Consider the following 21,927-nt stretch of genomic DNA (forward strand, 5'->3'; position numbering starts at 1 on the left):
TTTTATATCAAAAAAAGCTTTAAAATAGACATTTTTTTCACTTTTTTGCAAAAAAAAAAAAAAAAGTTAAAAAATAATATAATGCTACTAATTTTTTAAAAAATAAAAAATGAAAGGCAATTTTAAAGTTATGAATCATAAAATTAAAAAAACACTATTATTATTTTCATCCATTTTAGCATCTAATGTTACATTTATTTCATTTATAGCATGTTCCAAAGATGATAATCAAGACTCTAGTTCTAAAAGAGAAGAAGAAATAAAAAAAATCAATATGGAATTAGCTACTTTAATTGATACATTAAAAACAAAATTAGAAAGTTTTGAAACTAAAAATAATTTAACAATTAATGATGAAGATTTTAAACCAGAAGAATTAGATAATATTATTTCAATTTTAGAGGATGATAGTGAAAAATCGCTTAAAGATAAAATTGTTGATGTTTTAAAAATTGCTCCAAATGAAAAGACTAAAAAAGAAAGTGAAATTAACAATATTAAAAATCAAATCAAAAATTTACATAATTTAGATAAAAATACTTTGAAAACTAAAATTGAAGAATTGAAAGTCTTAAAAGAAAAATACATACCTATTTATAAATTAGAAGATGCTAAAAAATTAGTTTTAAATATTCCAGCTTTATCTTTTGATGAAAATGATGAAGAAGATAAAAAATTTAAAATTGAAGTTATTAAAATGACATTAAATATTAAAAATTTATTGAAAAATAAAATAGGACAAAATCATAAAAATATTGCAGAAAACATTGAAATTTTAGCATTATTTTTAAATTATGTAAAGCAATTTAATGACATAGAAATTGCTTTGGCTAAAGATTCTAATGAAGAACCAAAAATATTAAAAGATATAAATGACATTAAAAATAGTTTTAATAAATGATTTGTTTTTGAGCAGGAACGCAAAATAATAGAAAATTATAAATTTACTAATTTTGATGAATTTATTATTTTGTTTGAACAAATTGGAGGTTTTAAAAATATATTAAAAATATTTAATGAAATAAATGAAAAAATAACATCTGATAAATGAATTTATGAAAAAATAACTGCTGAATTTAAAAGTTATCTTAAAAAATATACAACTGAAGCTGAGGAATTTGCTATTGATATAAATAATGATACTAGTGAAGAAAAAATAGTAAAATCGTATCTTTTAGAAATATATAATATTAATAAAAATACAGGTCTTCCTGATGGTGGTGATTTTATAATAAATCATTTAAAAAAAGTTTATAATGGAGAAAAAATAGAAAAAAATTCTAATAGCATTCCTGAGACATTTGAATTTTTATCTTTATTTAAAAAAGAAGATTTAAAAAAATTTATTGATAAATTTGAAAATTTAAAAATAACTAAAAAATTATAGTTAAAATATAAAAAATGCATAATATATCATTTTTAAGAATAAATAATTAAATTGCTTCTAAAAAAAAAAAAAAAGTTTAGAAAAGTAATATAATGTTTATGTTTTAAAAACAAAAAAAATGAAAGGTAATTTTTAAAACTATGAAATTCAAAATTAAAAAATCATTATTATTATTTTCAATGATTTTAGCAGCTGGCGCTTCTTTTGCGACATTTGTTGCATGTTCAAAAGACAATGTTACTAACCCACCTGTAAAAGGTAACCCTGGAAATCCTGGTGATGGAGAAAACCCAGGACAAGGAGGCGGAGATACTGCAACTCCAAACCCAGGTCAAGGAGGTGGAGATACTACAAATCCAACCCCAGGTGAAGGCGGAAGTAATACTAATCCAGGAACAGGACAAGGCGGAAGTAATACTAATCCAGGAACAGAAGATGGCTCAGGTTCAGGAACAGATGCTACTGAACCAAATATGTTTATTGATCAAGAAAAAGCTAACGGTGAATTAACTTTAATTAAAAATAAATTCGCAGCTTTAGTGACTACAAAAGATTTATTATCAAATGAAGATAAGGTAAAATTAGATGAATTAGATCATATTATTTCTGTTTTAGAGGATTCTTCTATGGGCACACTTGAAGATAAAATTGTTAAAATCTTAGATATTAAAGAAAATCAAAAATCTGAAAAACAAACTGATATCAATAATATTAAAACTCAAATCGAAGAATTAAGTAAATTAGATAAAAGTACGTTAATGACTAAAATTCAGGAATTGAAAGATTTAAGAAAAAAACTTACTCCTATTTATGAAACTGAAGAAGGTAAAGCATTATTAAATAGCATTAACACATTAAAATTAATTGATAATGAAGAAGTAGAAATTAAAAAAATTAAAATTGATGCTATTAGAATAATTTTGTCAATTAAAAAAATATTAAATAATAAAACATCAACTAAATACAACGAAAATGATGAATTATTCCAAACTTTAGTAGAATCTTTTGAAAAATATGCAAATCAAATAGATTATTATGCATTAGACGATTTAACTAATTTTACAAAAGTACTTATTAAAATATTCAAAAAAATTTTAAGTGATAAAAATATATTAACAATAATTGAAAAATCCCAAGAAGCTGTTCAAGGAATTGATAATTTAAAAGGAATTGATAATTTAATAGAATTATTCACTTTATTACATTTATTAGAAACATTTGCTAAATTAAAAGTAAAAGTAACTTCAGATAATGAAATTTTTGAAAAAGTTATTGTAGAAATAAAAAGTTCACTTAAAAAATATACAACTGATGCAGATGTATTTGCTATAAGTGAAAAAGATAATACTATAGACAAAAAAACAGTAAAAACAATACTCTTTGATAAATACAATGAAATTATAACTGCAACAACTAATAAAAAAATGGTCGGTGAAAATGTAGAATTTGATGAAGTTGAATACTTGTTAAATATTTTAAAAACAGCTGAAGAAGGTAAATTAAAAGAAAAAATTACTGAATTAGCTAATGCTGAAGCGGATGAAACTATAAAAGCTGCAAAACTAAAAGATATTGATAACATTACAAGACAAGCAGAGTTATTGAATTCAATAGATAAAGAAGAATTGAAAAAAATTATTGAAAAGCTTGATACTGCTATTAAGACTTATAAATCAAGTCCAGGTAAGTAAAATTATTATCTAAATCAAAATAAAAAGAATCTTATTGCAAATTAAATAAGATTCTTTTTATTTTTTGCTATTATTTATAATATTAATTATTTTAATAAAATAAAAAAAAATGAAGGATATAATGAAAACTAAAAAATTTAAAAAAATTTTATTTTTATTTTCAAGTTTTTTTTCTCTGATTAGTTTAATTTCATGTAAAGAAAGTTCAAATACTATTAAAATAGGGACTGCACAAGAAAAAAATTGACCATTAACTGATGCGATGAATAAAATTATTGAACTTTATAATGAAGAAAATAAAAATACTGAAAATTTTATTAAAGTTGAATATTTATTATCTAATCAAACAAAAGCTAAAAGAGAAAGTGAACTAGCAAAAAATCAATTTGATGCTATTAACAATTTTCCAAATGATGTTTATAACATTATATTAAATAACCCTATCGGTGCTTTTTTAATTAATTCTAAAAATAGAATTTTAAATTTGGAAAATGATGTTATAAGTGCAAATCAATTTGAAGAAAATTTAGCTAAGCTTCATACCACAGTTCCTGGAGAAAATATAAATTCAAACAAATTATATAGTATTCCGTTTGATATTTCCGATACTAATGCCTTGATATTTAATTTAGATTTAATGTATTTAATTTTTAATTTAATTAAAAATAATGGCGGAATAGTAGATGAAAATTCAAATATTTATAAAAAAGCTGAACAAGCTTCAAAATCAGGAGCAGATATTCCAGAAAATTCCATTTTTTTAGCTTTAGAAGCTAAAAATAACGATGCATTTTCTGCATTAAAAATTAATGATAATACTTTTGATAATTATGATTCTATTTTAAATTTTGTTCGATTATTTTTTAATGGAATAAAAATTAATGAGGAAAAATTAAAAGAAGATACACCAGAAGTAAATTCTATTTTCGGAATTAACTATGCAGTTGATACATTTTTACAAGATTTAAATAATATTTCTAATAATAAAAAAATGTGAGATTTAATAACCAATACTAATCAAAATGATTCTTCATTTTTAAATTATGCAATTAAAGATGACAAACAGCTTCAAGCTAATTTTAAAAATACACTGGAAAAATATATAAAAAATATTAAAATTCTTGAAAAAAATAATAAAAAAATTATTAGTCATAGATATCATGTTAAGGATACAAGAACAGGATATGAAATAAGAGATTATAAAATGGCTTTTGGTTTTGGATTTTTAGTTTCCAAAAAAGAAATGATTAATACTTTTGCTAATAAAGAAGCTAAAATAAATGAAACAAAAATTAGCCCTGAAAAAGTAGATAAAATATTACCTAATGAAAATGATCTCTATTTTTTACCTCAAGTAACCAAAACTAAAAATAATGATTCTAAAGGAAGTTGATGAGAAGGCGGTTCAAGCTTAATCCCTATTTCTGTTGATAATAACGGTCCAAAAGATAAAGCTACTAAAAAGTTTTTAAAATGATTATTTAATAATAAAATTAATTATAGAAATAGAGAAATTAATGTTACTGATTTAATTCCAATTTTATCTGGTTATTTTTTTCCTTCTAAAAATAATTCAACCCCAGAATATACAGCTTTTTTAGAAAGTCTGGAAAAAGATCGTGAAAATTTAATTAAAGATGAATTAAAAAAAGGAATTGATAAACAAGATAAAAATTTAATTAAAGAACTAGAAAATGAAAAAATAAATTTATCATCAGCTATTATTTCGCAAAAATCACTATTAAATGCAATTAAAAAAAATGATAATTTAATTTATAAATTAGTAGATGCAGAAGCTTCTGCTATTTTGAAAAAAATTGAATTTAAATTAAGAGATTCTTCCTTAGAAACCAATATAGAAAATAATGAAAATTTTGATTCTAATAAAGCATATAATGAAATTTTTGAAAATATTTTAAATTCTAAAGAATAGGACTAAAATTTTATGAAAAATACATTATTAAAACAAAGGAAATATTATAATAATTCTCATTATTTTATCGATAAAGAAAAAAAAGTTTTAATACTTGAAAATAATTTTTTTCAATCATTAAAAAAAAATATAGGTAATTGAAATGGATTTAAAAAAATTGGTGGTTCTTCATTAGGTGATGTACTTTTAACAGATCAATTTAAATCTCAATTTTTAGCTTTTATAAGAATGTCTAAATTAGATATGCCTATTTTAGATAAAAAATATATTAATGCAGGTATAGCTATCGAACCAAAAGTGATTAGTGTTATTGAAAAAAAAATAAACAAAAAAGTCATAACATTTCCACCGGATAAATATCAATACGATTTTTTTAAGGATAAAGATAATATAGTTGGTGGTATACCAGATGGTTATATTGAAGATTTAAATTTATTAATTGAAATAAAAACTACTCAATTTAAAAATTTAACTAAGTGAGAAAATGAAGAAATACCTATTTCTTATTTAAAACAAGCGCAGCTATATGCATATTTAATGAATGTTGAACAATTTGCAATTGTTGCAGCTTTTTTAGAAGAACAAGATTATATTAATCCCGAAAATTTTCCCATTGAAAAAAGACATATTAAAGTTTATAAATACAAATTAAATAAATCACAAGTTGAAGATGATATTGAAAAAATCAAAACTTGATATTTAAAATATACAAATAGCGGAATATCGCCTGAATATAATTTAAAATTAGATGGTGAACTTTTAGAATATTTAGAATGCCAAAATATATTTGAATGAGAAAAATTAATTGATAAATGAATTTTGATGGGAAAAATTAAAATTTAATTATTATGAAAAAAAATGAAAAAATTAATTACAATCATTTTTTACGTTATTCAACAATGCAACCTTATTTTGTTTGAAATAAAATTAATTCATTAGATGAAAATATTTTAGATGATGAAAATAGTGATAATTTAGAGCAATTATGAAATTTTGATGCACTTTTAGAAGATGATGATGAAACAGAAAATAAATTTATTGCAACTAAATCAACTGTTTATAAAGATATAACTAATAAATTTGTAGATGATATTATAAATGAATATGGTATTAATAATGTTTATGTAATTAAATCCAAAACTAATGATCAAGCCATTATTGAAACAGAAAACATAATTAATAGTAAAAAATATAGAATAATTCTTTTCCCAGTATTTGCCTATAAAAATGCTATTGCAAAAATTGATTTATTAGATTTAAAAGAAGAAAAAATTTCAATATTAAAATTATCAACTTCTACAAAATTAAAAGATATACTAAAGGTATATTGAAATTTCCAAATAACTATAAAAAATTTAAATTTAAAAAAATGTTCATATTTTTTAATTTCCACAGATGAGTTTCCTAAAAAAAATAAATTTTATTTTGATGAAATTTTTTATATTAATTTAAATAAAACTAAAAGAAAATTTAATCCTAATAATGCTTCTATTCCTATATCAAAAATAAATTTTTACAAAAAAAAGATTGAACAAGAAGGAATAAGTGATAAAGAATGAAACGATGGTGATTTTAAAGATAAATTAATTTTTAAAATTGTTGAAAAAAGATTTTTTCAAAACAAAAAAGAAAGTTTCTCATTTGAAAATATTGATTTAATAATTGAAAATATTAATCAATATAAAAATATTAAAAAATTAGAAAATATTACAAATGAAGATAATGGGATATTTGGTTCTAATCCTAATATAAATTCTATTTTAGAACAATTTTATCCAGAAATTGCAAATTTTAGTGGTAAAATTTTGTCAAAAAATGATATTTTACAATATACTCAAACCAAAGATGAAAATGTAATTAAATTTTTACATTTTTTAAAAAATACAAAAGCAAAAGTAAAATTATCTCTTGAAAATAAACAAGCATTAGAAAAGTTAAATAACAAAAACAATAAAATTGTTTGATATGATTTTGAAGGTTTTTCACTTCCTTTCCCACCTATAGATGGATTTGCTCCTTATAGGCAAATTGTTTTTCAATTATCAATCAAACAAACATATAAAAATGAAATAAAAACTAAAAATGTTGTTTATGATCCTAAAAAAATTAATTATAAAGTTTTTGTTGAAATAATTGAAAAAATATTTGATTCTAACACAAATTATTTTGTAGTTTATAATAAAAGCTATGAAAATACAAGACTTAAAGAAATGATGGAACTAATAAAAATTTATGATAATGAAAAATATAATAAATTATTATTTAAATATAATTATATAATTGAAAATACAATTGATTTAGCTGATTTTTTCTCTAAATATAATAAAAAAAGTGAAATAGTGCCTTCTGTTTTTTTCTACAAATTAAAAGGATTTTATAGTATAAAAAAAATTGAAAAATTAATAACTGAAAATAAAAATAAATTAAATTTAAAAAACTTTATAATCCCATATAAAGAATTAAAAGTTCAAAATGGAGTTATGGCAATGTCAAAAGCGATTGATCGTTATTTAGGATTAATCGGAGATCGAGAATGAGAAGAAGAAAAAAAACAATTGAAAAAGTACTGTGAAAATGATGTCATGGCTATGATAATGGTTGTTGATTTTATAAATTGAACAATTCAACATAAAGATAAAATTAAAGATTTATAAAAATTATCATTTAATTTTATCTTTTTTTAAATCAACTAAAAATTCATTTATTTTTTTAAAAATTCCTGAATCTTTAAATGATATTCTATAACTAAAAGGTGAAGGATGTGATAATTCTAAAATTATTTGATTTTCTAAATTAACTTTATTTTTAATTTCTTGCGCTTTTTTTCCCAATAATAAAAAAATTATATTATTAAATTCTTGACTAATAAATTTTAATAAATTTAAACTAAAAGTTTCTCAACCTATTTCTTTGTGGCTCAACGGTTTATCTTTTTGCACTGTTAAAATACGATTTAAAAGCAAAATACCTTGTTTAGATCAATGCTCTAAATTACCATTGCTATTTACAAAACTAGGAAATGATTTTTTTATTTCAATATAAATATTTTTTAATGAAGGAGGTAGTTTTTTATTTAATGTAGAAAAAGCTAATCCATGCGCCTCATTTTCTCCATGATATGGATCTTGGCCAATAATAACAATTTTTAAATCATTGAAATTAGTTAGTTTTAAAAAATTAAAAATTTCATCTCTTTTTGGATAAATTATTTTGTTTAAATATTCATTATCTAAAAAAATATTTAATCTTTTGAAATAATCTTTATTAAATTCATTTTTTAAAAATTTGTTTATTTTTAAATTATTAGTCATTTTTTCTTTCATTTAATATTTTTTTTAATATAAAAATAAATTATAATTTAAACTATGAATAATACTAAAAATATTTTAAATTTACTTAATGAAACTGATTATCAGTTTGAATTTGAAAATGAATTCAATGATATTCTTCATTATGCCGCTGAAGAATTTAATATTGCTAAACCATTAATGATTGATTTACTTATTACAAATAATGAAAAAATTAAAAAAATTTCTAGAGAGTATCGAAATAAAAATAAGGAAACTGATATTTTATCATTCCCAACCGATTGAAATGATTTTAAATTTTTAAATTTTTTATTTTTAGGCGAAATAATTATTTCATATGAAAAAATATTAAATCAAGCAAATGAATATGGACATAGTATTAAAAGAGAATTTTGTTATCTTTTTAGTCATGGAATTGTTCACCTTTTTCACTTCGATCATCAAACAGAAGAACAAGAAAAGATTATGAATTTTCATGTTGATAATATAATGAAAAAATTAGGAGTTAGTAGAAATGATTAAAAAATTAAAAAATTTATTAAAAATTGCTTATGCACCTTATTCTAATTTTCAAGTTGCCGCAATTTTAAAAGATAAAAATAATAATGAATGAAAAGGAGTTAACGTAGAAAATGCTGCATATCCTTCAGGAATATGCGCAGAAAGATCTGCGATATTTGGAGCGATTTCACATGGTTTTGTTCCTGGTGAAATTGTTGAAATTCATATTATTTCTAAAAGTGATGATTACATTTCACCTTGTGCCGGTTGTAGACAAGTAATGACAGAATTTATGCCTTTAGATTCTAAAATTTATCAATATAAAAACAATGGCGAATATAGAATTAATACTTTAAACGAACTTGTACCATTTCCAATTTTGAAAGAGCAAATAGTTTAATGAAAAGCTGTTTTGTTTCAATAATAGGTCGTCCAAATGTTGGTAAATCTTCATTATTAAATAAAATCTTAAATTATAATTTATCTATTGTAAGTGCGAAAGCGCAAACCACAAGAGATAAAATTAACGGTATTTATAATGATGAAGAATATCAAATTATTTTTACAGATACACCCGGAATACATAAAAGTCAACAAAAATTAGGAGATAGTTTAAACAAAAATTCTTATGAAGCTATTAATGAAGCTGATTTAGTTTTATTCTTAACACCTGAAAATGAAAAAATAGCTAAAGGTGATTTAATGATTATTGAAAAATTAAAAAATATCAAAAACAAAATCGCCGTCATCACTAAAGTGGATCTTGTTGAAAATAAAGATCAATTAACTGAAAAAGCGGAATTTTTAAAATCATTAGGTTTTAATGTTGTTTTAGGTGTTTCTATTTCTTATCAAAGAACAATTGATGATTTGATTTTGGAAATAAAAAAATATGCAAAAGATTCAAATTTATTTTTTGATAACGAAGAAATAACTGATAAAAGTATGTCATTTATAGCTAAAGAAATAATAAGAAAAAATGCAATTGATCTACTAAATTATGAATTACCTCATAATATCGCGGTTGTAATTGATAATTTTAAAGAATATGAAGATCAATATGATATTGATGCAATTATTTATGTATCTAAAGATTCGCAAAAAGGAATTTTAATTGGTAAAAACGGTTCCATGATTAAAAAAATTGGAATAAATGCAAGAAAAGAATTATCACAAACTTTTGACATAAAAATAAATTTAAATACTAAAGTAAAAGTAAGTAAAAAATGAAACGAAAAAGAAAATTTAATTAAAAAAATGGGTTATTAATTTTTTTGATTAAAAATTAAAATTAATATTAAGCACAACAATTTTCCATTTGTGCTTTTATTTTATACTTTTTATCTAATTATAAATTTAGTATTTTTATTAATTTATTTTATTAAAATAATTTATTTTTTTTTAAAAAAAATTATTGCTCTTTTTAATTTTTAAATTTATTCATAATTTAATGATTTAAAATCATTTTTTTTTGTACATTTTTTTTTATTTAAAAATTTTTAAATTTATGAATTTTAACGTTTCATTATATTGCTTTAATGTTTCAATAACATGATTTTCAAAATTTTTTTCTGAAATAAAATTTATTTTATATTTGTTATTCATTTTTTACTCCATCTAGCGCTTTTTTAATGCTAAGACCTATTTCTTTAGCTAAATTACATGGTACAGCATTACTGATCTGTTTATATTTAGATCTTATAGTTCCAAAAAAATTTCAATCATCTGGAAATGATTGAATTCTAGCATTTTCCCTTATGCTAAAAGGTCTAGTTTCAATAGGGTGACATCTTTCTGTTTGTTTCATTTGTGGCGCTGTTAAAACTGTTAAACTAGGCTCGTTTAAACTCAATCTTCTTAAAATTCCTCTTCTTCCTCCTTCCATAAATCAACATTTTTTCATATATTTTTTTGCAATTTGAGGTTCGATATCTTTTCAACATCCTCCTGGAGGAACTAATTTAAATATCTCCGCTTTTTTATCTGAGTATTTTGCACATTCACTAGGTGGAACATTATCTAAAATATCATTAAGTACAAGTTGATAATTATATTTATCAGGAAATTTAAATTTTAGTTTTTTTGATAAATCATTTCTGATGCCAATTAAAATTAATCTTTCTCTTTTTTGAGCAACTCCATAATCTAGTGCATTTAAAACTGAATATTATAAATTGTAATTTTGTTTTTCTAGGATATCATAGATAGTTTTAAATGTTCTTCCTTGGTCATGATTTAAAAGTCCTTTTACGTCTTCGAATAAAAATACCTTAGGTTGTAATTTCTCTAAAAAAATTGCATAATAATAAAATAAAGTTCCTCTTGCATCTTCAAGACCTAATCTTTTCCCTGCGTAAATAAAACTTTGACAAGGAGCACCGCCAGATAATAAATCTAGTTCAAATTTTTTTATTTTAAATTCTTTTTCTAAATTTTTTAATGCAATATTTTTAATATCATCACATAAAATATTTCATTTTGGTCTATTTATTTTTAGTGTTTTACATGAAGATTTATCAATTTCAATAAGCCCAATATGTTCAAAACCCGCTTGTTCTAATCCTAAGGCCAATCCGCCAGCTCCTGCAAATAATTCGATACCTTTATATTTTTTCATTATCTAATTCCCTTTACAAAAAGATTAATTTATTTTTTATTAATAAATTATATTTTAAAGTCAACAATTTTTGTTATTATTTAATTTTTAAAATATAACTTTATTTAATTTAAAAATTATTTTTTTATTATATTTATTTTTTAAAATTATTCAAATAAAACAATAAAAAACCCAATATTGAAATTTAATACTTACACTAAAAATATTAATATTTAAAAAAATAACTAAAATAAAAAAAATATTTTTTTTTGCTTACTTTTTTTATTTTTATAAATAAGAAAAAACTTAATTAAAATATATAAAATCTAAAAAGTAGTAAAAAAAACGTAATTTAAATCATTAATTATAAATTAAAACTTAAATTATTAATATACTTAAAAATTATAAATTGTCTTTTATTTTAAAATAAATATTCATATGCGTCTGTTATGTGTTAATATTTAATAGTGTATTTTAAACTTCATTAAAAAATGAATTATTTTTTTAATTAATTTTAGGAGGAAAAATGAATAAAGAAATTTATTTAGCTGGTGGTTGTTTTTGAGGTGTGCAAGCTTATTTCGACAAAATAAAAGGAATATTGTCTTCAGAGACTTGTTATATTAATGGTGGATATGAAAATGTTAATTATAAAGAAGTTTGCAATAATTCCGGGCATGTTGAAGCTGTAAAAATTATTTATGATGATTCAATAATAAGTGAAAAAGAGATTTGAGAACTTTTTTTAAGAATTATCGATCCTTTTTCACTTAATAAACAAGGAAATGATATTGGAGCACAATATCGTGTTGGTGTTTATGCTTATGATGAAAAATTGTTAAATATTTTTAAAGAATTTAACAAAGAATTTGAAAAAACTAGTCAAAAAAGCAATTATTTAGAATTTGAAATAGTTAAGGATTTTACAAAAGCTGAAGAATATCATCAAAAATATTTAGCAAAAAATCCTAACGGCTATTGTCATATTAATTTAACAAATATACCCGACAAATACTTAAAAATTAAAAAATAAAATCACATTGCTGTGATTTTTTTTATACTAATTTATTATTTTGTCAACAAAATTTATTAAATTTTTTAATTCTTTAACTGTTAAATTTAAATTGGAATTATTTGGATTTAGTAAAATTTGATCTGAATATTTTTTTAAATATTTTTCTGAATAATATTCTTTAAATAATTCTCATTTTTTTGTTAAATAAAAATTATTTAAATAATAAGATGTTATTTCCTTGATTTGTTTTTCTGTTAATTTTTTGTTTGAATGATTATTAACAAAATTTTTAACTTTAATTAAATATTTGTCTAATATATTTTTAAAACTATTATTTTGAAATTCATCAACCAAAGGATGGTTATGAATTTCATCTTGATAATTTTCACTATTAAATCCAAAAATATACTCTTCCAACTTTCTTATATGAACATCTCCGGCTCAATCACGAAGTGAATTATCTAATTGATTAGAAAACAAAAATTCATTTATTAAATAATGTTTATTTTTATAATTTAACTCACTTAAATTCGTTATTCCTAATATAGCTCCAATAAAATTTCTAAAACCAATTCTTTTACCTAAAAATAAATTAATTTCATCAATATTTAAATTAATTTTTTTAAAATCATTTTCTATTTCATCTCAAGTAAATAAATTATTTGTAGCTTCTAAGTTTAAAGGATTTTTTTCATACTCAAAATTTGGAGAAGAATAACTAAAATTTTTAATAGTGTTTGTTAAATTGAATTTATCTAAAGTAGTTTTAATATCATCTTTAATTTTAATAATTTTATTATTATAAAAATTTTTTATATCATCAATAGTTTGTAAATTTAGCTCTTTTTTTATTTCATCAATAGTTTTTCATTTTTTATTAATAGAATTTAAATTTTCATTTACTTGATTAAGCTTATCACTAAGGTTATTATGTATATCTTTTAAGTTTTTATAATGAACATCAATTTTATTTGATAAATTATCTATTTTTTTCTGTTCAACATTTAATAAATTAATTTCATTTTTGCTATTACAAGAAAAAAACAATGATAAAAAAAAGAACATATTAATTAAATAAAATATTTTTATTATTTTTTTATTTTTCATTATTATCCTTTTTTATATAACGAAATAAATCTTTCAAATATAAGTTCATTAAATTCAATTTTATCATTTGTTTTTTCTTTAAGTTCTAGAAAAAATTCTTTATTGCCAAAAATTTTATTAGTTCAAATATCTAAAAATTTATCATCAAATCTAAAATTATCAGAATTTTCATTTGAAGCATAAGTTAAATTAATTTCATTATCAACCGATTTTTTAGTAATATTTAAATTTAATTCATTATATTTTTTAATATTAAAATTTTTTAATGAATTTTTAGCATCATATAAACTTTTTTCTAAATTGTTAAAATTTTCATCTGGAAATTTTATTGTTTTAAAATAATCATCCAAAAGATTATTCACTTCATTTTCTCAATAAATTTGATTGTGAAAAGATGCTAAATAAAGATTTATTGCTTGTTTAATTAAGGAATTTTTTACATTTTTTTTAGAATATTTTTTTGAAAACTCCAATGCGTTTTTGTATATTTCATTAATAATTAAATCTAAATTACCATTTTTCATTTTTTTAATTAAAATTTTTCTTTGATCAAATTCTTCAGTATTATAACCAATAATTAATTTTTCTACTTTTCTAATATGAGCTTCATTTTCTTTGCTTTTTTCTCATATTAAATCTTCATCAAAAGGATTTTTAGCGAGCGAAGGATCTATTAATCAATTTGCTCCGGAAATACCTTTTCCTTTTAGTGTATAAATATCATTTAAACCTAATAAAACAGCAATTAAATTTCTAAGGCCTGTTCTTCTTTGGAATTTAATATTTAATAAATGATTTAACTTTTCATTTGCTAAATTTAACGAATTTATATTTTCTATTTGTTGTTCATTAAAATAAAGTTTAACGTCTTGAATATTATATTTAGATAAAGGTTCAGCATCAAGGGCAAAAGAAGTTGAACCTATTCAAAAATCATATTCTAAAATTTCTTTTATTTTTTTCTTATAAAAATAATTTAAAAAATTAAATTCCTTTAAAAAATTTGTAACATTTTTTCAATTATATTCATTAGCTATTTCGTTTAATTTTAAATTTTGAATATTTCCATTTTTAACTAAATTATTTTTTTGTTCATTTATTAAATGTAATATTTTTAAAACAACTTGTTTTTTTTCTTTATTTTCAATTTTAGAATTAATTACTCAACCATATGTTCCAACATCTCCAAATAATGAAGTTGTTGATGTTACTTTTGGTGGAATTATAACAAAATGATTTGAATTGAGCTCATTTGAAATATTTTCTATATTTGTTAATGTATAATTTATTTTTTTTGTATTTATTAATTCTAATATTTTATTTTTAGCAATATCTAAAGGTGAATCTAATATTGTTTTAAAATCTTCAATTGTTAAATCATTATCATGAAATGAACTTGTGAGAAATTTATTATAATCATAATTGTATGCAATATTTCATATTGGATAAAATAAATCCACTGCTCTTTTTATAATTCTTTTAAGATATTTTTCCTCTATATTTAAATTTATTTTTTCTTCTTTATTAAAATATTTTAAAAATCCTAAAATTAAAGTTGTAGCAATTTCTGGATCTTTTAACAAAAGAATAAGTTTTTCCTCTTTTAATAACTTAGTTAAATTATTAAATGATTTATTATTTAACTCTTTGCTTATCAAATTATCATTTAAAGTGCTTAATAAAGATAAATTTAAATTTTTGTGAGGAAAAAAATGCAAATTACTTGTTTCATTTAAATAATTAATGTCTATATTAGAATTTAAATTTGAAATTTTAATATTTAAAATATTTTCTTTTTCCGAAAATGAAAGTAACTGATTAAATGAAAAATATTTTAAATCAGAATCTAATTTGTTTTCATTATCGATAAATTTAATTCTATAACCTTTTTTATAATCTTCTGATTTGTTAAACTCTTTTTCAAGATTTTCATATGAAATATCTGTTAAAGGATTTTTATAAAATAGTATAATTTTTGAAAAATCTTTAGGTGTAATTATTTTATCTATTTTTGAGGACAAATTATTTATATCACTAACATTTAAATATTTAGAAGCATTTTTATTAATTAAAATAGGTGTAAGTATTGTAGGTGGTAAAATAAAAATAGTTAATAAAAGGGCAACAATTTTCTTCCTTTTTTTAAGTAAAATTAAAAAATTATTTTTCTTTTTTTTCAACATCTTTTAAAATTTTTTGAATATCTGCAATTGTATATTCACTTTCATTTTCATCATTTTCATCTTTTGTAAATTTTATTTTTAAAAATGTTTCATTTTTAAATTGTTTAATAAAATTGTCTCACAATTTAGGATTATAAAAATTAGCTAAATAGTATTCTAATGCTTGTTTTATACGCTCATCATTAACTTCGCTTTTTGCATGTTTAGACGAAAAATCTTTTGCTTTTTGAAAAAATTCGTTAATAGCTTGTTCTAAATTACTAGATTCAAATTTCTTAATTAATAGATGCTCTTGAATATTATTGTTATAATTATCAGAATTTACTCCAAAAATGTACTCTTCTATTTTTCTTAAATGAGCAAAACCATCTTCTTTTAAGTTATTATCTATCATATTTGGATCTTTAAAATTATCACTATTTACTAATCAATGTTTTTCATCTGATAATCTAAGTGATTTTAAATTATTAATCCCTAATAAAACAGCGACAAAATTATGGAGTCCTATTCTTTTTTTAACAATAGTTTGAATTTTATCTTGATTTATTCCAAGTTCTTCAATTTTTGTTTTTTTATCTTTATCTTCTGTTTTAGAAAATGTTAAAATAGTACTTTTTGCCTCATCACTTAAAGGATCGTTTTCAAAATTACCATTTTCATTAGGAGTTGAATCAGGAGTTGAATAAGAACCATCGATGAAATATGTTTTAAGATCTAATTTTAAAATAGTGCTTATAGTATCATCGTTATCACTTTCTATTTCTTCAATTCTTTCTTCTAATTTATCTTTAGCATCATCTCCTTCATAGCCTAATTTTTTAAGTAATTTATCTAATTCTGATATTTCTTTTTGATCTGGTTTTTCTTTTTCATCATCTTTATTTTCATTTTCATTATTGGAATCATTTAAATTATTATTTATTTTTTTATCTTTATTTTTATCATCATCTTTTTTATTATCTTTTTTTTCTTCTTTAGTAGAATTATCGATATTATCTAGTTTTTTATTTGTTTCTTCTTCATTATTTTTAGCATCTTGCTCAGGAATATCGTTTAAATCATCTGAATTTTCATTACTTTCTTCTTCTATTTTTAATCTTTTAAGAAGTTCAACGATTTTATTATTATTAGTATCATATTCTTCATTTAAATTATCTATTTGACTTAAAATATTTTCAAGCTCATCAAAATTTAAATTACTTGGTTTTTCATTATTTTCTATTTTTAAAATATCACTTCTTAATGTAGAAAGTTTCGGACTTATTTCACTTTCTTTCATTTTTAATTTTTCAATTAGTTCTTCTAAACTAGGAAATAAACTGTTAATTTCATTTTTTAATTCTATGTTTATTTGAATTTTTTCAGATTTATTTTTTAAATTATTTTTTTCATTTTCTAAGTTTTGATAATTTTGTTTTATTTGCTCATTATATTTAATTAATTTAGCTGTTAATTGTTGATATTTATTTTTTAAATTATTTATATCGTTTTGAGAAGTTGTATTTGAACATGATGTAATTGCTAAACTAACTGGTAAAATAGAGAGAGAAAAAGAGGTTAAAAGCATTAAAGATTTTTTTGATTTTTTCATTTTTTTCCTTTTATTTAATATTTAATTTTTTAAAAATAATTTAAAAAAATTATAATGTAATAAATAATCAAAAAAATCAATAAAAAAATATATTCTTAATATATCAAACTAAATTTTAAAATTAAAAATTATATTTTTTTTATCAAAATTAATAGATATTTTTTTATTAAAGTAAATTAAATTTAATAAAAAATAAATTAAAAAGAAGAAAAAAATCCACCTTTTAAAGTGGAATATATTTTTTTATTTAATCTTTCTACTTAAAACTACACAACCATTTTCAGTTACTAAAACATCATCTTCTATTCTAGCGCCACCAAAATTTTCAATGTAAATTCCAGGCTCAACAGTTATAACCATCCCAGGTTCTAAAATAGTTCCATTTGTTCCAGAACTTACAGTTGGCATTTCATGAACATCAATTCCTAAACCATGTCCTGTTGAATGAACGAAATATTGTCCATAACCTTTTTCAGTAATATAATCACGACAAATTTTATCGATTTCAGATGTGGAAACTCCAGGTTTAACATGTTTTCTACCTAAAGCTGCTGCTTGTTTAACAATATCAAGAATTTCTTGGTACTTAGGATCATTTGCTTTTTCACCGAAAATAAAAGTTCTAGTAATATCAGCACCATAACCTTCATAAATAGCACCAAAATCAATAGTTAGTAATTCACCTTTTTTAATTTTTCTATCACCTGAACGATGGTGTGGTTTTGATGAATTCGGACCACTTGCTATAATAGAATCAAAACATTCTTTTTGCGCACCTAATTGTTTCATAAAATAATTTAATTTATGATCAATTTCTCTTTCGCTCTGCCCTTCTTCTAATGTTGGCAATAATTTATCTAAAGCTTCAAGTGAAATATCGATAGCTTTTTGCAATTTTACAATTTCTTCATCAGTTTTTAAAATTCTTAATTTTTGCCCTGAAATATTAACAAAATTTGCGTTAGGAAAATAATTTTTAATATTATCAAGCTGCTCTAATGTTAAATAATCACTTTCAACGCCGATATTTTGATAATTTTTAGAAGCAAAAAAATCATTTAAATTTTTTTTATTTAATAAAATTAATTCAGCATTTTTTACTTTTTTAGTTGCATATTCAATATATCTTGAATCAACAAAAAGATAATTTTTATTTTTTTCAATCACTACAATACCGTCAGAAGAGTGAACTGTTGTAAGTCATAGTCTTGTTTGAGGAGCGAAAGAAATAATTGAATCTATATTTTTAGTTGCAAAATATTTTTTTAAATATTTATCATTCATATTTTTTTATTAAAAAATAAAATTATTTTTTCTCTTTGTGATTTTGATGTTTTTGACATTTTTTGCAATATTTTGATAATTCAATTTTTTCAACTTGAGTTTTTTTATTTTTTTTAGAAATGTAATTTTCCATTTTGCATTGATCACATCTTAAAGTTATTCCTTCTCTAGCCATATTTTCTCCTTTTTTATTATATTTTTAACTAAATAAAGTTAAAAAATTATAACATTTTTTTTAATTTTTTTTATTAAAAAAACTAACTAATAAAATTAGTTAGTTCTAAAATTTAAAATAATTATTTTACTTTAAAAGCAACTTTACCTGCTTTTAATCTTCCATAATTAATATCATAAATTTCTGTTTTCTTTGATTCTTGTGGTACAACATAAACAATTTCAGGTCTTTTTGCATTTTCTCTAATATAAACCATATCAACTTCAGCAATTAAATCACCAGTTTTAATTTTATCTCCTTGTTTAACAAAAGAGGTAAATCCTTCACCTTTTAATTCGATTGTATCAACACCAATATGGATTAAAACGCTAACTCCGTTTTTAGAAGTAAGAACATAAGCGTGTTTTGTATCTTCAAAAGCAGCACTTACAATAGAATCAAATGGCGCATAAATTTTAGCTTTTTTTACATTTCTTGGGATGTAAATAATTACACCATTACCAACCATTTTTTCAGAAAATACACCATCTTCTAATGATGAAAGTTCTTTTACAATTCCATATGTAGGATTTTTAATTTTTGAATAATATCTTCTTCTTTTTTTAACTACTGTTTTGATAGTTCCGTCTTCTTGTTCTTCTTCAACTTCTTCTTCAACTTCTTCTTCAGCATCAAAAGTTAAATCACTAAAATCAACCATATCGTTTGTTTCTAAAGAAGTTGTTTCATCAATATCATTTTTATAATCATCATTTTCTAAATCTACAACGTTAATTTCTTGTGTATCTTCTAGTGGGATTTGTTCTAAATTTTCTACCACTGGTAAATCACTTTCAAATTCCATTGTATTTTTTGATGAAACTTCATCATTAGAAATTACATGATGAGAAGTATCGTTTAATTGATTTTGATAATCTTCTTTTTTAAAGTGTGTACAATAATCTTTAGCAAAAATAACTCTAGTTTTTGTTATTTGTTGTAATTCTTGTCCAAGATCTTCGTTTTTATGAGCAATAATTAAAGCATTAATTTGTTCGGCTTTAGGACCGAAAATAGCTTGCGCATGTTTATCTCCAACAAACATAACACCAGTTGCCCCAGCTGCTTTAATTCTTTCTACATCAACTTTTGATTTATCAACAATATCATATCTTAATCTAGATGCACAATTGTTATATGCTGTAATATTGTCTCAACCACCAAATCCTAAAACAATTTCTTTTTCTCTTGTTGGTAATAAACCTAGTTGAGTTGTGTTTTCTTCTTCTTTTCTTGCATTATAATCTGCTTTTGTAAATAATTTAGTTGCTCCTCTACCTGGAGTTGCAAGATTAAATTTCTTAATTCAGAAGTAGAAAATAACAAAATAAATAGGAGCGTAAAATACACCCACAACAGCTCATCATCAGAAATTAGTTCCTTTTAAGTAAGGAATAGCTCCATAGATAATTAAATCTAAGAATCCTCCTGAAAATACTTGCCCTATATGTGCGCCTAATACATTCATTAACATAAATGCTAATGCACAGAAAAAGGCATGAATTCCTCAAAATAAAAATGGAGATAAGAATAAGAATGTAAATTCAATAGGTTCTGTAACCCCTGTTATAAATGTTGTTACTGATACTGGGAAGATAATTCCGGCAGCGAATTTACGATTTTCTTTTGGAGCAGCTAAAATCATAGCTAATCCAGCTGCAGGAAGTCCAAATTGCATAAATGGATATTTCCCTTGTAAGAATCTTCCAATTTTAACTGAAAGTACTTTTTCATAGAAAGTAAATAAAGGAAGTGTTGTAGCTTCATAAGCGTTATTTTCCCCAAAACTTAAGTAAGCAATTTCATTAGCTTTTATTCCTAAACTAGCTGCAGAAATTTTACTATCACCTTGGAAAGAATCTCTTTTTTCTGACACATAATTCAATAAGTCAGTATATGTCATTACATTTTCATTATTTTTAAAACTAGCAAGTGCAGTATTAATTTGTTCAGCAGTTAATCCTTTGCTTAAAACACTTTGATGATATTCAGTTAATGATGAAGTAATATCACCTCCAACTGATGTATATCATAATGGTGCATAAAACGCATGGTGCAATCCAAATGGAATTAAACTTCTTTCAATGAAACCAAAAATAAATGATTCAATTCCAAATGGTGCTTTATTAATTTGGCTTCCCATTCAATTAAGCGCAGAACCTACTCATGGTCAAAATAGTAAAAATACAAATGCTAAAGGAATCATAGCAATAATAGTTATTATTGAAACAAATCTTTTTCCACCGAAGAATGAAATTACTGTAGGTAGTTGAATTTTATGGAATTTATTGTAAATATATGAAACAACAATACCAACAATAATTGAACCAAATACAGAAGTTTGCATTGATTTGATTCCTAATGAACTACTAATGATTTGTTTTGAAGCTTCTAATCCTCTACCAAATGTATGAGGAATACTTAAAATTTCATAACCAAGAAAATCTTTAATGTATTTTTGATTTTCAACTAATTTACCATTTTCGTCGAAATTTAATAGATAATACGAGTCAACGCCATTAATGTCTGTAGCAAATTCTCATTTATCAGGTGATAATTCAAATGCTTTAGCAGCGCTAATAGTTCTATATTCATAAACACTTGTAAAGAATGGTGTTTGAATAGCTAAAAATGTTAAATATCCGACTATCGCGGCGAAAACACCGACACCAGCTTCATTAGTAAAAGCGATAACAAATGCTGCAGTAAATAATAATGGTAAAGCAGCAAAAACAGGTTCACCTAATGCTTTAATAAATTCACCAAAAATTTTACCTGCTTCTGTTTCACTATTTTTTTCAATAGTAGCTCCAACTCCAAGTAATAAACCAGCAATAGCCATTATTGAAATTGGTAATAAAAATGCTCCAGAAATTTTAGAAAAAATTAATTTTCATTTTCCGCTTGAACTATTTTTATTATTAACTGAAACATTGTTAGCTTTTTTCTTAAATAAAGTCATTTTTCTCCTTTCTAATTTTTTTTATTTGAAAAAAACTAATATTATTTTTATTTAAAAATAACATTAATTAAATTTTCATTTATATTATATATTATTTATTTTTTAATAATAAATGTATTTTTATTTATTTAATTAATGTTTAAATAAACAAAAAT

16 protein-coding genes and 1 pseudogene are annotated in these 21,927 nt (G+C 21.6%); 9 read left to right on the forward strand and 8 right to left on the reverse strand.

Going from position 1 to position 21,927, the window contains the following annotated elements; translation table 4 throughout:
• Positions 1-130: 130 nt before the first annotated feature.
• The 5 genes from T403_RS0101795 to T403_RS0101815 all read left to right on the forward strand — a co-directional run bounded on the left by T403_RS0101795 (position 131) and on the right by T403_RS0101815 (position 7,665).
• The gene (locus tag T403_RS0101795; protein WP_033161114.1) at positions 131-1,387 is read left to right on the forward strand and encodes a hypothetical protein; all 1,257 of its coding nucleotides are present in this window, start codon (positions 131-133) and stop codon (positions 1,385-1,387) included.
• Between the two features lie 140 nt (positions 1,388-1,527).
• On the forward strand, positions 1,528-3,078 hold the full coding sequence (locus T403_RS0101800; protein WP_033161115.1) for a hypothetical protein: 1,551 nt from the start codon (positions 1,528-1,530) through the stop codon (positions 3,076-3,078).
• Positions 3,079-3,199: 121 nt separating this feature from the next.
• Positions 3,200-5,011 (forward strand): P68 family surface lipoprotein, encoded by a 1,812-nt coding sequence (locus T403_RS0101805; protein ID WP_033161116.1) that lies wholly within the window; start codon positions 3,200-3,202, stop codon positions 5,009-5,011.
• A gap of 12 nt (positions 5,012-5,023) precedes the next feature.
• On the forward strand, positions 5,024-5,854 hold the full coding sequence (locus T403_RS0101810; RefSeq protein ID WP_033161117.1) for an MAGa7180 family putative nuclease: 831 nt from the start codon (positions 5,024-5,026) through the stop codon (positions 5,852-5,854).
• 5 nt (positions 5,855-5,859) lie between these two features.
• Positions 5,860-7,665, forward strand: coding sequence for a DUF2779 domain-containing protein (locus T403_RS0101815; RefSeq protein WP_033161118.1), 1,806 nt, complete (start codon positions 5,860-5,862; stop codon positions 7,663-7,665).
• A gap of 3 nt (positions 7,666-7,668) precedes the next feature.
• On the opposite strand, the gene T403_RS0101820 is transcribed toward T403_RS0101815, so the two are convergent.
• Positions 7,669-8,322 carry a uracil-DNA glycosylase gene (locus T403_RS0101820; RefSeq protein ID WP_211246929.1) on the reverse strand — a complete coding sequence of 218 codons (654 nt, stop codon included), beginning with the start codon at positions 8,320-8,322 and terminating at the stop codon, positions 7,669-7,671.
• 54 nt (positions 8,323-8,376) lie between these two features.
• Between T403_RS0101820 and ybeY the strand changes: the two genes are divergently transcribed.
• Genes ybeY through era form a run of 3 tightly spaced genes read left to right on the forward strand, consistent with a single transcriptional unit; the run spans position 8,377 to position 10,089 of the window.
• Positions 8,377-8,841, forward strand: coding sequence for an rRNA maturation RNase YbeY (gene ybeY / locus T403_RS0101825; RefSeq protein WP_033161120.1), 465 nt, complete (start codon positions 8,377-8,379; stop codon positions 8,839-8,841).
• A complete protein-coding gene (gene cdd / locus T403_RS0101830; protein ID WP_033161121.1) occupies positions 8,834-9,220 on the forward strand; it encodes a cytidine deaminase in 387 nt (128 codons plus the stop codon). Before ybeY ends, cdd begins: the two co-directional genes overlap by 8 nt.
• Complete coding sequence (era, locus tag T403_RS0101835; protein ID WP_033161122.1) at positions 9,220-10,089, forward strand: GTPase Era; 870 nt, start codon at positions 9,220-9,222, stop codon at positions 10,087-10,089. The genes cdd and era overlap by 1 nt, the downstream gene beginning before the upstream one ends.
• A gap of 328 nt (positions 10,090-10,417) precedes the next feature.
• Here the strand turns inward: era and T403_RS04685 are convergent.
• Positions 10,418-11,437, reverse strand: a pseudogene (locus T403_RS04685) (DNA cytosine methyltransferase).
• Positions 11,438-11,942: 505 nt separating this feature from the next.
• Between T403_RS04685 and msrA the strand changes: the two are divergent.
• A complete protein-coding gene (gene msrA / locus T403_RS0101845; RefSeq protein WP_033161123.1) occupies positions 11,943-12,449 on the forward strand; it encodes a peptide-methionine (S)-S-oxide reductase MsrA in 507 nt (168 codons plus the stop codon).
• A gap of 27 nt (positions 12,450-12,476) precedes the next feature.
• Here the strand turns inward: msrA and T403_RS0101850 are convergent, their stop codons facing one another.
• The 6 genes from T403_RS0101850 to T403_RS04150 all read right to left on the reverse strand — a co-directional run bounded on the left by T403_RS0101850 (position 12,477) and on the right by T403_RS04150 (position 21,772).
• Positions 12,477-13,538 carry a hypothetical protein gene (locus T403_RS0101850; protein ID WP_033161124.1) on the reverse strand — a complete coding sequence of 354 codons (1,062 nt, stop codon included), beginning with the start codon at positions 13,536-13,538 and terminating at the stop codon, positions 12,477-12,479.
• 2 nt (positions 13,539-13,540) lie between these two features.
• The gene (locus T403_RS0101855) at positions 13,541-15,721 is read right to left on the reverse strand and encodes a hypothetical protein (RefSeq protein ID WP_033161125.1); all 2,181 of its coding nucleotides are present in this window, start codon (positions 15,719-15,721) and stop codon (positions 13,541-13,543) included.
• The gene (locus tag T403_RS0101860) at positions 15,699-17,312 is read right to left on the reverse strand and encodes a coiled-coil domain-containing protein (RefSeq protein ID WP_033161126.1); all 1,614 of its coding nucleotides are present in this window, start codon (positions 17,310-17,312) and stop codon (positions 15,699-15,701) included. Before T403_RS0101860 ends, T403_RS0101855 begins: the two co-directional genes overlap by 23 nt.
• A gap of 243 nt (positions 17,313-17,555) precedes the next feature.
• Positions 17,556-18,596 (reverse strand): aminopeptidase P family protein, encoded by a 1,041-nt coding sequence (locus T403_RS0101865; protein ID WP_033161127.1) that lies wholly within the window; start codon positions 18,594-18,596, stop codon positions 17,556-17,558.
• 22 nt (positions 18,597-18,618) lie between these two features.
• A complete protein-coding gene (gene rpmG / locus T403_RS0101870; RefSeq protein WP_033161128.1) occupies positions 18,619-18,771 on the reverse strand; it encodes a 50S ribosomal protein L33 in 153 nt (50 codons plus the stop codon).
• 121 nt (positions 18,772-18,892) lie between these two features.
• Positions 18,893-21,772, reverse strand: coding sequence for a PTS sugar transporter subunit IIABC (locus T403_RS04150; protein ID WP_051619061.1), 2,880 nt, complete (start codon positions 21,770-21,772; stop codon positions 18,893-18,895).
• Positions 21,773-21,927 lie beyond the last annotated feature (155 nt).

The sequence above is a fragment of the Mycoplasma collis ATCC 35278 genome (genome assembly GCF_000701825.1).
Taxonomy (GTDB): domain Bacteria; phylum Bacillota_I; class Bacilli_A; order Mycoplasmatales; family Metamycoplasmataceae; genus Mesomycoplasma_A; species Mesomycoplasma_A collis.